Annotated in this window: 10 protein-coding genes; 7 read left to right on the top strand and 3 right to left on the bottom strand. The window is 53.6% G+C overall.

The genetic code is table 11. The annotated features are described in order from the left end of the window. Window positions 1-111: 111 nt before the first annotated feature. Window positions 112-1,824 carry a 2-isopropylmalate synthase gene (gene leuA, locus ACO0K9_RS17180; protein WP_422987093.1) on the top strand — a complete coding sequence of 571 codons (1,713 nt, stop codon included), beginning with the start codon at window positions 112-114 and terminating at the stop codon, window positions 1,822-1,824. 17 nt (window positions 1,825-1,841) lie between these two features. On the opposite strand, the gene ACO0K9_RS17175 is transcribed toward leuA, so the two are convergent. Beyond that, window positions 1,842-3,386, bottom strand: a complete 1,545-nt coding sequence (locus ACO0K9_RS17175; protein ID WP_422987091.1) for a PLP-dependent aminotransferase family protein — start codon at window positions 3,384-3,386, stop codon at window positions 1,842-1,844. Window positions 3,387-3,500: 114 nt separating this feature from the next. Here ACO0K9_RS17175 and ACO0K9_RS17170 point away from each other — a divergent pair, with 114 nt between their 5' ends. The 6 genes from ACO0K9_RS17170 (at window position 3,501) to ACO0K9_RS17145 (ending at window position 9,460) form a co-directional block, all read left to right on the top strand. Next, a complete protein-coding gene (locus tag ACO0K9_RS17170; protein ID WP_422987089.1) occupies window positions 3,501-3,962 on the top strand; it encodes an OsmC family protein in 462 nt (153 codons plus the stop codon). A gap of 2 nt (window positions 3,963-3,964) precedes the next feature. After that, entirely contained in the window at window positions 3,965-4,609 is a 645-nt protein-coding gene (locus ACO0K9_RS17165) for an FMN-binding negative transcriptional regulator (protein WP_422987087.1), read from the top strand. 20 nt (window positions 4,610-4,629) lie between these two features. After that, window positions 4,630-5,094, top strand: coding sequence for a GNAT family N-acetyltransferase (locus ACO0K9_RS17160; RefSeq protein WP_422987085.1), 465 nt, complete (start codon window positions 4,630-4,632; stop codon window positions 5,092-5,094). Window positions 5,095-5,300: 206 nt separating this feature from the next. Further along, window positions 5,301-7,367: a M13 family metallopeptidase gene (locus ACO0K9_RS17155; RefSeq protein ID WP_422987083.1), complete on the top strand. Its 2,067-nt coding sequence runs from the start codon at window positions 5,301-5,303 to the stop codon at window positions 7,365-7,367. Window positions 7,368-7,600: 233 nt separating this feature from the next. Next, on the top strand, window positions 7,601-8,896 hold the full coding sequence (locus tag ACO0K9_RS17150) for a GAF domain-containing protein (RefSeq protein WP_422987081.1): 1,296 nt from the start codon (window positions 7,601-7,603) through the stop codon (window positions 8,894-8,896). A 186-nt stretch (window positions 8,897-9,082) separates the two neighbouring features. Next, on the top strand, window positions 9,083-9,460 hold the full coding sequence (locus ACO0K9_RS17145) for a GFA family protein (protein WP_422987079.1): 378 nt from the start codon (window positions 9,083-9,085) through the stop codon (window positions 9,458-9,460). A gap of 126 nt (window positions 9,461-9,586) precedes the next feature. Here the strand turns inward: ACO0K9_RS17145 and ACO0K9_RS17140 are convergent, their stop codons facing one another. Both ACO0K9_RS17140 and ACO0K9_RS17135 read right to left on the bottom strand, forming a co-directional pair. After that, window positions 9,587-10,057, bottom strand: a complete 471-nt coding sequence (locus ACO0K9_RS17140; RefSeq protein ID WP_422987077.1) for a GNAT family N-acetyltransferase — start codon at window positions 10,055-10,057, stop codon at window positions 9,587-9,589. A gap of 36 nt (window positions 10,058-10,093) precedes the next feature. Then, on the bottom strand, window positions 10,094-12,859 hold the full coding sequence (locus tag ACO0K9_RS17135) for a molybdopterin-dependent oxidoreductase (protein WP_422987075.1): 2,766 nt from the start codon (window positions 12,857-12,859) through the stop codon (window positions 10,094-10,096). Window positions 12,860-12,881 lie beyond the last annotated feature (22 nt).

Raw genomic sequence — 12,881 nt, 5'->3', positions numbered from 1 at the left:
GCCGGTTAGCCTGAAGCCACTCTTTCCCTTGCAATCAAAACAGAAATCAGTGCATTGCTGAGGTGCTTTGCTGCCCATTGCTACCCCTCTGCCCTTTACAAAGAGAACAAGATGATCATCGACCCGAGTAAAAAATATCAAGCCTTCCCTACCGTTGATCTGGCAGACAGGCAATGGCCCAGCCGCCGCATACAGCAGGCACCGATCTGGATGAGTACCGATTTGCGTGATGGCAATCAGGCCCTGATCGAACCCATGGATGCGATAAAAAAACTGCGTTTCTTTGAGATGCTGGTGAAGATAGGTTTGAAGGAAATTGAAGCCGCCTTCCCTTCCGCCTCGGAAACCGATTTTGCCTTTGTGCGAAAACTGATAGAAGAACAGCGCATCCCGGCCGATGTCACCATCGAAGTATTGACACAGTCACGTGAAGACCTGATCCGTCGCACCGTTGAATCGGTCAGAGGCGCAAGGCGCGCCATCGTGCATTTGTACAATCCGATTGCGCCGGCTTTTCGCCGTATCGTGTTTGGCAAATCGCGTGAAGAAATCAAACAGATCGCCACCGATGGTACCCGTCTCATCAAACAATTGACAGATGCCATGCCAGAAACGGAATGGGTATTTGAATATTCACCTGAAACCTTCAGCATGGCTGAACTGGATTTCTCGAAAGAAGTATGCGACGCCGTGCTTGCCATCTGGAAGCCGACACCAGAGCGCAAGATGATCATCAACTTGCCGACGACAGTTGAATGTGCGACACCGAATGTGTATGCCGACCAGATTGAATGGATGCACCGACATCTGGCACAGCGCGATGCCATCATCCTTAGCGTACATCCGCATAATGACCGGGGCACTGCCGTTGCCTCTGCCGAACTGGCGCTGATGGCAGGTGCCGATCGTGTCGAAGGCTGCCTGTTCGGCAATGGTGAACGCACTGGCAATGTGGACCTGGTGACGCTGGCCTTGAATCTGTACACCCAGGGTATACATCCTGGCCTGGATTTTTCCGACATCGACAGCGTGCGTCAGTGCGTGGAAGCGTGCAACCAGTTGCCGGTCCATCCGCGGCACCCGTATGTGGGTGACCTGGTGTTTACTGCCTTTTCTGGCTCGCACCAGGATGCCATCAAGAAGGGCTTTGCCCAGCAAAGTAGGGATGGTATCTGGGAAGTCCCGTATTTGCCGATAGACCCGGCAGACCTGGGCCGTGACTACGATGCGGTGATACGCGTCAACAGCCAGTCAGGCAAAGGTGGCATGGCATTTTTGCTGGAGCAGGAATATGGCATCAACCTGCCACGCCGTCTGCAAATCGAATTCAGCCGGGTGGTGCAAGCCTTTGCCGATCAAAGTGGTAAAGAAATGCATGCACAGCAGATACACCAGATTTTCAGTGACACCTATCTGCAACTGGCAAACCCTTTAAGTTATCAGGCACATCATGCAAACCCTGTCCCGCATCACGGGACCACGCCATCTGATTCAGCGCACATATCCCTGCGCATGGATCTGCTGTACCAGCAACAGCCACAAGCTGTGCACGGTACAGGTCATGGTATTTTTGACGCACAGATACAGGCATTCCAGACCATGGGCTTTAGCATCAACATCATGGACAGGAGCGAGCAACAGGTAACGCGCAATGGCAAACAACAATCAGTCTGCATCATTGAAGCACGCATCAATGACGGGGTCAGCCAGCATGGTGCGGCCATCGCTGATGATGCAACGACGGCCAGCATCAAGGCCATTATCAGTGCCATCAACCGGCATGCGCTGCTGACCCCGGCAGAGCCTGACATGCTGGCTGCCTGAACAGCATTGCAATGATTTCATGCAGTGTGCGCTGTGTGTGCTGTGTGCGGGTCTTGATTGAAAAGACTGGCCAGCAGCATCACACTGCGTTCTATCTCAGCGATATCCAGTGCAGCAAAACCCAGTAACAAGCCGGGGGGATGGCTGCCAAACTGTCCAGCCTGACCAGCCTGCCCCGGTATGCCGACATAATGCGACAAGCCACGCAATTCCAGACCGAGCGCCAGCCCGGCCTGAATGATGCGTTCTTCGTCGCGGTTTTTTTTGAAATACACGGCCAGGTCCAGCCCACCGTCTTGTGCCCCACATTCCAGTTCATCATTCAATACATGCCGTATGCAGTTGACCAGGCAGGCCTGACGTTCGGCATAGATTTTGCGCGTGCGTTTGATGTGCCTGCCAAAATGGCCTTCTGCAATAAAGTCAGTCAATACCATTTGTGGCATAACGGCAGTCAGCTTGTCGATCACGGATTTTCCCTGTACCAGCGGCTCGCGCAATTTCTCTGGCAAGACCATATAGCCAAGACGCAAACTGGGAAACAATACCTTGGACAAGGTACCGACATAAATCACGCATTGCCGGGTGTCCAGGCTTTGCAGGGATGCCAGCGGCGAACTACCGAAACGGTATTCACTATCGTAGTCATCTTCCACTATCCAGGCCGCATTTTGTTGTGCCCAATCCAGCAAGGCCATGCGTCTTTGCAGGCTCATGGTCATCCCCAGGGGCATCTGGTGCGAGGGAGTGACGAAGGCCAGTTTCGCTGCGGGGAAATGGGTGGCGGCATAGGCAACATCCATGCCTTCTGCATCTACCGGCACCGGGCACATCTGCGCCTGTGCTGCATGCAGGGCTGCAGTGGTGCCGCGATAACAGGGTGCCTCTACCCAAGCCTGTTCGCCGACATCCAGCAACATGGTAGCAAGCAGGTAGAGTGCCTGTTGCGAACCCGACGTGATCAAGATTTGTTCTGGTGTGCAATTGACGCCACGTGCGGCTTTCAGATTCACCGCCAGCAATTCACGCAGCGGCCGGTAGCCGGCAGGATCACCGTAACCAAGCTGCCCTTTGTGATGACGGTAATGCCGCGCTTCCAGTCTGGCCCATACTTCAAAAGGGAACAGGCCAAGGTCGGGCATGCTGACTCTGAAGGCGCGCACCTGTCCCTGATGGAAACGGGTAAGGCCGCGCGGATCAATATAATGCTGGCCTCGTGACGAAATGCACTTGCCATTTTCAGCCGTCACACTGTCCGTCAGTTGCAGGTCAGTGGATTTGCCCTGTTCCACCAATGCCGGCAAGTCTTCATTCACAAAGGTGCCCTGCCCGACCGTGCCACGCAGGTAACCTTCCGCCAACAATTGATCATAGGCGTTCAGCACGGTTTGCCTGGAGATACCCAGGGCCACACAAAATTCACGGCTGGGCGGCAATTGCATGCCCGGCAGCATCTGGCCACCGAGTATGGCCTTTCTGATTTCGCCATATAACTGCCGGTACAAGGGCAAGCCCTGTTGTCGGTCCAGCGTAATGCTGGCTATCAATGAAGATACATGCATGGGATTAAAACTTACTCAGGTAAATTGGTATTCTTATTTTATTCAAAATTGGTACTTTTAAATAGCCAATACTAAAACTAAGATTAACTTAATTTCTTCTACCCGGAGTAAAAAATGCATCAATATCAGGCAAACATTGCTTGGGAACGTGGTCAGCAGGTATTTACTGACAACCAATACAGCCGTGCCCATCAGTGGGAATTTGATGGCGGATTGCGCGTACCCGCCTCATCTTCGCCGCTGTCGGTGCCGTTGCCGATGTCAGAACCCGCGAATATCGACCCGGAAGAAGCGCTGGTTGCTGCGCTGGCGTCCTGCCATATGCTGTTCTATCTATCCTTCGTGGCGCAGCGCGGTTATGTACTGGACCGGTATCAGGACCTGGCAGTCGGTATCATGGATAACAATGCGCAAGGGAAGCTCGCTATCACACGCATCCATTTGCGCCCGCGTGAAAGCTATACAGGTGCCCGGCAGCCTGACTTGCAGGAGCGCAAAGAACTACATCATAGGGCGCATGAGCAATGCTATATCGCCAATTCCATTCACGCAGAAGTCATCATAGAAATCGAATAAACATGTATTTACCAGATCATTTTTCCGAACAGCGCCTGGATGTCTTGCATGCCCTGATACAGGCACATCCTCTGGCCGCCATGGTCACACACAATGAGGATGGCCTGGATGCCAATCATCTGCCTTTTCTGGTGACGCCACCGACTGCAGATGCCCCTTATGGCGTCTTGCGCGGCCACGTTGGCCGCAGCAACCCGGTATGGCAAAACGCGGCTACGGGCAAAGACTTGCTGGTGATTTTCCAGGGTGCGCATGCGTACATCAGCCCGCGCTGGTATGCAGAAAAAAAACATAGCGGTGCCGTCGTACCTACGTATAACTATGTGGTCGTGCATGCCCATGGCCCCCTGCGCATCGTCGAAGATCGCCAGCAATTCCTGGCCTTGCTGACGCAACTCAGCGCACATTTTGAACACAAGCTGGATCAGCCATGGAAAGTCAGCGATGCGCCGGCAGAATACATAGACCGGATGATGGACCTGATCGTCGGTATAGAAATCCCCATACAACGCATCTGCGGCAAATGGAAAACCAGCCAGAATAAGACTACCGGTGACCGCATGACGATTGCGAACGGCTTGCGCGAAAGTGGTAATTCTGAAGTGGCGGATATGGCAAGCATCATGGAACAACAACTGTTTATTTAAAACCTTTGGGAACCTGTCTTATGAACAAAAACATTCTGGTCAGATCTGTCAAAAAAGAAGACTTTGCCGCCTGGTCTGTCCTGTGGGATGGCTATAACCGTTTCTATGAACGCACAGGCCCGAATGCGCTGCCGGATGCCGTCACGCAGATGACCTGGTCGCGGTTTTTTGATGGCTATGAACCGCTGCAAGCACTGGTGGCAGAACAGGACGGGCAGTTGCTGGGGCTGGCACATTACCTGTTCCACCGCACCACCAGTCGCATCGAAGCCAGTTGTTATCTGAACGATTTGTTCACGACACCGGAAGCGCGCGGCCAAGGCGTGGGACGGGCGCTGATCGAAGCTGTCTATGAACAGGCAAACCTGGACGGGAGCACCGTGGTGTACTGGCAAACCCATGAAACCAACACCACTGCCCAGCGGCTCTATAATCAGGTGGCCGACCGGTCCGGTTTTATTGTCTACCGCAAGAGCCTGGTCTAGCCTGGCCTGCAATTCAGCCTATGCCCCAGGCCTATCTGGATAACTGATCACGGTTGATAACAAATCTTCAATATTGCGACGCCAGGCAATCTGGCAAACGCCTATTTTTGCCGGGGTGCAGCATAAAAGTTCTTTAAAATGGCTGAACTTTGCGCAAGTTAAAGCATCTACCTTTCCTGATCCAACATCCATATACAGGAAATATTATGTCGCGCACCCTGATTTCTCTCGCACTGGCTAGTCTGTTTGCCAATGCCGGCATGGCCACCGCCTTTGCTGACAATGCTGCGCCCGCCACAGCAGCCAGCCACAAACTGGTTTCCGGCATTGATCTGCAATGGCTGGATAAAAGCGTGCGGCCGCAAGATGATTTTTTCCAGTTCATGTCAGGCAAGTGGCTGGCAACGGCAGAAATTCCGGCAGACCGCGGGCGCTTTGGTTCGTTTGACCAGTTGCGTGAACTGTCCGAGCAAAGGTCTTACGACATCATTCAGGCACTGGCCAATGACAATAAACTGGTCACCGGTTCGAATCAGAAAAAAATTGCTGATTTGTACAATAGCTTCATGGATGAAGCCCGCGCCAATGCGCTGGATATCAAACCCTTGCAGACCGAATTCGCGCGTATAGATGCATTGAATGACAAGAGCAAACTTGCTGCCCTGATGGCAGACCTGAGCAAGCTGGGTGTCAACCTGCCCGTGGCGGCAGGCATCAGCCTGGATGCACGTGATTCCAGTCGTTACGCGCTGTACCTGAGCCAGAGTGGCCTGACCATGCCAGATCGCGATTATTACCTGAAGGACGACGATGCCAAGCTCAAGGGTTTTCGTGATGCCTACCTCACGCATCTGGAAAAAATGCTGGGCATGAGCGGCCAGGCCGCCCCGGAGAAAAGTGCAGCCGCCATCCTGGCACTGGAAACACAGATCGCCAGAATACAGTGGACCAAGGTAGCCAATCGTGATCCCATCAAGACGTATAACAAGACCGACCTGAAGCAACTGGCGCAACTGATGCCAGGCTTTGACTGGGCTGCCTACTTCACCGCCAATGACGTGGCAGGCAAGGTCGACTATGTGATCGTACGTCAGCCTGATTTTTTCAGCGAACTGGCAAAATTAGTCGATGTGACCCCACTGGATACCTGGAAAACCTATTTGAAATGGCAAGTCCTGAATGCCTATGCACCTTTCCTCAGTCAGCGTTTTGTCGACCAGGATTTTGAGTTCAGCCACAAGACCCTGCGCGGCGTGCCTGCCAATCAGGTCCGCTGGAAACGTGGTGTCGCCCGGGTAGAAGACGCCATGTCGGAAGCGCTGGGGCAATTGTATGTGGAAAGATACTTCCCGCAAGAAGACAAGGCGCGCATGCTGACGCTGGTGAATAACCTGCTGCAGGCTTACAAACAAAGCATACAAACCCTGAGCTGGATGAGCCCGGAAACCAAGAAGGAAGCACTGGCGAAACTGGCTAAATTCAATCTCAAGATTGCTTACCCTGACCAGTGGCGCGATTATGGCAAGCTGAATATCGTCAAGGATGATCTGGTCGGCAATGTCATTCGTGGGCGGGAATATGAATCCCGGCGCCAGTTGAGCAAGCTGGGCCAGCCGGTCAGTCGCACAGAATGGAATATGAGCCCGCAGACGGTCAACGCCTATTACAATCCACGCCTGAACGAGATTGTGTTCCCGGCGGCGATATTGCAGCCACCATTCTTCAATCCGGCGGCGGATGATGCCGTCAACTATGGCGGTATCGGTGCTGTCATTGGGCATGAAATCAGCCATGGCTTTGATGACTCCGGCCGCCAATCTGATGGTGACGGCAATTTGCGCGACTGGTGGACCAAGGAAGACAAGGCCAACTTCGGCAAACTGACTACGGCCATGATCAGCCAGTACAACGCCTATAGTCCACTGCCTGGCTACCATGTGAATGGTGCCTTGACCCTGGGTGAAAATATCGCCGATAACTCTGGCCTGTCGATTGCGTACAAGGCTTACCAGATTTCTCTGGGTGGCAAGCCAGCACCGGTGATTGACGGTTTTACCGGCAATCAGCGTGTGTTCATGGGCTGGGCACAGGTCTGGCGCAGCAAGTCACGCGACGATGAATCCATCCTCAGAATCAATACCGACACGCACTCGCCTGCCGCCTTCCGTGGCAATGGTCCACTGACGAATTTGCCTGCATTCTATTCCGCCTTCGGCGTCAAGGAAGGTGACAAGATGTATGTAGCGCCAGACAAGCGCATCACCGTCTGGTAAGCCCGGTAGCAGCCAAGCTGCTGCGCTGTCGGGCCTGATGCAGGATATATCCCTGCATCAGGCCCGGCCCATTCACGCACAAACCCTACTGAAAACCTTTCCATTCCAGCACTAGGTTTGGAAGCGGGTCATTTTTTAAGCAAGCCATATCAAGATTATCATTGTCACAACGACTGGAACATTCAGCTGTGGCAGAATAAGCTCTGGAATCCTTAATTCTTGAAAGTCCATTTATGAGTTTTGTGCGCCGTATCCAACAAGATCAGTATGATGTCCATGACAACGACGACGTGCATGCTCGCTTACACTTTTTCAAGCACCTGCAAACCATCACGAATGCCATCCATTCGACCAGCAATATCGAACAGATCATGCTCGATATGTCGCAGAGTATTTGCGAGCTGTTTGAATGTGAACGCCTGACGCTGTATTCCGTCAATTACAAGAAAAATGCGATTGAATCCAAGGTCAAGACCGGCCTGATTTCCTTCAAGGATTTTGCTCTGCCGATCTCGGAAAAAAGTGTTGCCGGTTATGTGGCCATGACCAAGAAAACCATCAATCTGACCAATGTCTACGACGAAACCGAGTTAAAAACCCATTCGCCAAATCTGGAATTTTTGCGCAGGGTAGACCAGCGCACCGGTTTTCGCACCAAGCAAATGCTGGTTGGCCCGCTGGTGCATGAACAAAGCAATGAATTGCTGGGGGTACTGCAGTTGATCAATTACCGCAATGACTGTCAGTTCCCGCAATTGCTGGAAGAGGGATTCCGTTATCTGCGCAATACCCTGGCAGTGGCATTTTCCCAGCGCCTGATGTCGCCACAGGTGATTCATACCAAGTTTGACAGCCTGATCAAATCTTCGATATTGTCGATTCCCGAACTGGGCCTGGCTGCACGCGCAGCGCGACGCAAGGGTGTGGATGTGGAAGATATACTGGTCGATGAATTCGAGGTCAAGCCTGCCGATCTCGGCCAGTCACTGGCGGCTTATTTTGAGTGCGGGTACCAGCCTTACAAGACCGACCGCGTGCGTCCGGATGCCTTGAAAAACTTCAAGCGTGCCTATGTTGAAGACCATCACTGGATCGTCCTGGAAGAAAGCGCTGACAGCCTGGTCATCATGACCACCGACCCGGAACGCGTAATGGCATCGCGCATTGTGCATAGCCTGTTCCCGATTGCAAAGATACAGTATTGTGTGACCACACAACGCGAGTTCAAACAGACTGTGGATCAATTCTTTGGCGACAGCGAGAACACTGTCACCCACCTGGAAGCAGCGAATCAGGATGCCATCGAAACCGTGACAGCTGCTGAAACTGCCATGCTGGCACAAGTCAGGGAAACCATCGTCGATACCTTTGGCAAACACCACCCTGAATTCCAGATCGATGTGCGTTCACGCGAAGACAAGACAGTCAGTCGCATGCACAAGGATGGCTCGGTACAGCGTATCGCGGGCCAGGTGATTGTTGATTTTCATGTCGATTTTCTGGATACCGGCATGAGCGCATCGGCCTGAATACGTCACAACAAATTCGCCTGCTGCCCACCTTCTGCAAAGCGTGCCAGGTCTGGCCGCTGTCTGGCGATGGATTGCCAGACTAGCCGGGATTCGACATACGCGCGCCTGCCTTGCAGCGTGGCGGCATACAATATCCAGTGTCGTTACTATGAAGCTATCAGTCAGAGGATAAAGGAACACAGGATGCAAGATCAACAAGCGGGCCACCGCCCCATGCAAAGCTATCGGGGCAGTTGCCACTGCGGTGCCGTGCGTTTTGAGATAGAAACGGATTTCCCTGAACTGACCATGTGCGACTGTTCAATGTGCCGTCGCAAAAATGCCTTGATGGTCAAGGTGCATGAAAGCCGTTTCAAGCTGCTGGCAGGTGCAGAATCGCTGAGCGAATACCAGTTTCACAGCCATACGGCACGCCATTATTTTTGTAAGACTTGCGGTATTTATCCTTTTCATCGCAAGCGCGTCACGCCGGACAATTTTGGCATCAATGTGTACTGCCTGGAGAATTTTGACCCGGCGGGTATCCCGGTACGGCAGGCGACAGGTGCCGCCATGCTATAAGGCGATACCGTTTTTCAGCAATGCAGGATTTTAACCGTGCCTTCATTTGGCGCAATGTTGCTGAGCTTAGGCTAGCATGCAGGCTACCTGATTGTCAGTTGCGGGTGGGGCAATGACGATTCAGATTCAGGTCAGCAGATTTTTTTCCATGAAGATACTCAAGGGGTCTTCTTCATAGTCACCAAAAGCGGCCCGTTCGGCATAACCAAGGCGGAAGTACAGGCCCAGGGCCTCGGGTTGCTTGATGCCGGTTTCCAGCCTGGCGACGCGTATATCATGGGCCAGCAAGTGGTCTTCCAGCGCCCGCATGATGAGTTTGGATAAACCCTTGCCACGAAATTCATCCGGCACAAACAGACGTTTGATTTCGCCATAGCTCAATTGGGCATCGTCATCAAACAGTATCTTGACAGCACCGCATGCAGCCAGTTCTTCATCGATGTGGCAGCCGAAAAACATCACATTGTCTTGCGCCAGTGCGGTGGCGCTTTCGAGGTGATTGCTTTCGGCCGGATAGAGCGCAGCCATATACGCATCAGACAGGGCAATCAACCTGCCTGCCGCGTCTGATGCCGGGTCCAGTCTTTCTACCTTCATTTTCTGTCAGGGTTTGTTCGACCAGGGTTCCGCATTTCATGCCGCCTTTTGCTGTACACCGATGCTGATGATCTTCTTCAGTTCAGGTACACAAGAGCCACAGTTGGTACCGCACTTCAGTTTGCCCTGTAAGGCAGTCAATACGTCGGCTGGCAAGCCATCCATGCCAGTCAGGGCTGCATTGATTTCTGTATCGGTCACGTTCAGGCAACTGCAAATCACTTTGCCGCGTGCAGCAAAGCCTTGCGGTGGCGTGGTGCTCGGCATCAGCAACAAGCGTCCCAACCTGGCGACGGGTTCCTGCGCCTGCAGGAAATCCTTGAGCCAGCTTTCAGCCGCGACGTCACCAGCCAACGCCACGGCAGCCAGGCTGCCGTCTTTCACCAGGATATGACGCGACACGCTGCGCCGTTTGTCGTCATAGCGCAAAACATCAGTGCCATGGATACCAAACAAGTGTTCAATTTTTTCCAGCACGTCACCGGCCACGGCTTCTTCATTGGCAGCGCGGAAGATAACGCCGACTTTGTCGCGGCCAAACGGGGTGCACGATGCATAGGCAAATTCGCGCATATACGGTCGCAAGGCAGTCTGTACCTGGTAGGCATCTTCACTATCGAGCCAGGCAAATACCACGAAACGCCAGGGCAATTCGGCCTTCAGTATCTTGACGGCAGCGGCTTTCAGTTCCGGCTGTTTGGAACTGGGGTCGATGGCCGGTGAGGTCAGGGCATTCACGCCATAGCTGGCATTCTGTGCATGGCCACGACCAGACACATATTCTTCACCCCAGTGCATGGCGATGAAAACCTGGCCGGCACGCTGCTCGTCACTTTCAACGATGGGCAAAATAACGGTGCCACGACGGCTGCTGACGTGCACCAGATCACCAGTCTTCAGGAAGCGTCTTTGCATATCGGTGGCTTCCATGCTGATGCCAGGTTCGGCCACGTGGGCAAACAGTTGCGCCACGGTGCCGGTGCGGCTCATGCCATGCCATTGATCGCGCAGGCGGCCGGTGTTCAATGAGAATGGATAACGCGCATCAACAGCGTCCTTGACCGGCTGATACACGGTATTGACGAAACGTGCGCGACCGCTGGCGGTAGGGAAGATACCGTCTTCATACAAACGCTGCTTGCCCATGCTGGCACCAGCCGGGTAAGGCCATTGCTGTGGCCCCTGCTGTTCAAGTATGGCATACGACAGGCCGGTGATGTCGAGATCACGGCCACGGGTGCTGTCGCGGTGTTCATTCCAGACCTGTTCGTCGCTGTCATAAGCAAAGTTTACCGGGGATTTGTCCAGCAAGGGCGCCAAAGCTTGTGCAAACTGGCTGGCAATTTGCCAGTCATGCCTGGCTTCACCTGGTGCGGGTATGACAGGGCGCACGCGCGATATGCGACGTTCTGAATTGGTGACGGTGCCGGTCTTTTCGGCCCAGGTGCTGGCTGGCAAAAGGATGTCAGCATACGGCACGGTGGCGGTACTGGCATAGGCTTCCTGCACGATGACCAGTTCGGCTTTTTGCAAGGCTTCGCGTATCAGGTTTTGCTCTGGCATGGATTGCGCCGGATTGGTACAGACTATCCAGATGATCTTGATCTCACCCTGCCTGACTGCTTCAAACATTTCCACTGCGGTTTTACCGGGTATGGCTGGTACGTCATCGACGCCCCAGTAGGCAGCTATTTCTGCGCGATGCTCCGCATTGCCAAGGTCGCGATGACCAGACATCAGGTTGGCCATGCCGCCGACTTCGCGTCCGCCCATGGCGTTTGGCTGTCCGGTCAGGGAAAACGGCCCTGCACCTGGCTTGCCGATTTGATGGGTAGCCAGATGCAGATTGATCAGGGCTGCATTTTTTGCAGTACCCGACGAAGACTGATTCAAGCCCTGGCAATACAACGACAGGCTGGCTTTGGACTGGCCAAACCAGCGTGCTGCCTGTACCAGATCGGCCTCCTTGATGCCACAGGTCTTGGCCACGGCTGCCGGCGTGTAGTCACGCACGGTTTGCTTGAGTTCGGCAAAGCCTTCGGTATGCGCCTGGATGTAGTCGATATCGATCAGGTCTTCCCACAGGCACAGATGCAGCATGCCATTGAACAGGGCAACGTCGGTACCGGGCAAAATCGGCAGGAACAAATCGGCTTCGCGCGCAGTATCGGTACGGCGCGGATCAGCAACAATCACTTTCAGGGCCGGATTTTTTTCCCTGGCCTGTTCCAGGCGGCGATACAAGATAGGATGGGCATAGGCCGTATTGGAGCCAACGATAAAAATAACCTCAGCCAGGTCTATATCTTCATAACAGGCAGGTGGTGCATCGGCACCCAGTGTCTGTTTGTAACCAGCCACGGCGCTGGACATGCACAGGCGTGAATTGCTGTCGATATTATTGGTGCCTATCAGGCCCTTGGCGAGTTTGTTGAAGACGTAATAATCTTCGGTCAGCAACTGGCCGGAAATATAAAAAGCCACACTGTCGGGGCCGTGTGCCTTGATGGTGTCGGCAAACTTGCTGGCCATGCTGGCGATGACCGTATCCCAGTCACTGCGCTGGCGTGTCTGATCCCGCCCAGAAGATGGCGCCCGCATTTCGGGATAAAGTGCCCTGACCTGTTGCTGTATCCTGGCATCTGCCGACAGATGCAGGGTGCTGCCCTTGCTGCACAGGCGGCCAAAATTAGCTGGGTGATCCGGGTCACCACGCACCCCCACAACCTGCCCGCCTTCGCTTTCAATCACTACACCGCAACCAACGCCGCAATAACAACAGGTAGATTTGGTTTCAGTCATAAACGCCTTTAAGTGCTCGCTG

The sequence above is a fragment of the Undibacterium sp. Ji50W genome, assembly GCF_049340445.1.
Classification (GTDB): domain Bacteria; phylum Pseudomonadota; class Gammaproteobacteria; order Burkholderiales; family Burkholderiaceae_D; genus Undibacterium.
This window is presented reverse-complemented; position numbering and strand designations above follow the sequence as displayed.

Coding starts and splice junctions, on each gene's coding strand:
- leuA (WP_422987093.1), top strand. CDS start 112: ATGATCATCGACCCGAGTAAAAAATATCAAGCCTTCCCTACCGTTGAT.
- ACO0K9_RS17175 (WP_422987091.1), bottom strand. CDS start 3,386: ATGCATGTATCTTCATTGATAGCCAGCATTACGCTGGACCGACAACAG.
- ACO0K9_RS17170 (WP_422987089.1), top strand. CDS start 3,501: ATGCATCAATATCAGGCAAACATTGCTTGGGAACGTGGTCAGCAGGTA.
- ACO0K9_RS17165 (WP_422987087.1), top strand. CDS start 3,965: ATGTATTTACCAGATCATTTTTCCGAACAGCGCCTGGATGTCTTGCAT.
- ACO0K9_RS17160 (WP_422987085.1), top strand. CDS start 4,630: ATGAACAAAAACATTCTGGTCAGATCTGTCAAAAAAGAAGACTTTGCC.
- ACO0K9_RS17155 (WP_422987083.1), top strand. CDS start 5,301: ATGTCGCGCACCCTGATTTCTCTCGCACTGGCTAGTCTGTTTGCCAAT.
- ACO0K9_RS17150 (WP_422987081.1), top strand. CDS start 7,601: ATGAGTTTTGTGCGCCGTATCCAACAAGATCAGTATGATGTCCATGAC.
- ACO0K9_RS17145 (WP_422987079.1), top strand. CDS start 9,083: ATGCAAGATCAACAAGCGGGCCACCGCCCCATGCAAAGCTATCGGGGC.
- ACO0K9_RS17140 (WP_422987077.1), bottom strand. CDS start 10,057: ATGAAGGTAGAAAGACTGGACCCGGCATCAGACGCGGCAGGCAGGTTG.
- ACO0K9_RS17135 (WP_422987075.1), bottom strand. CDS start 12,859: ATGACTGAAACCAAATCTACCTGTTGTTATTGCGGCGTTGGTTGCGGT.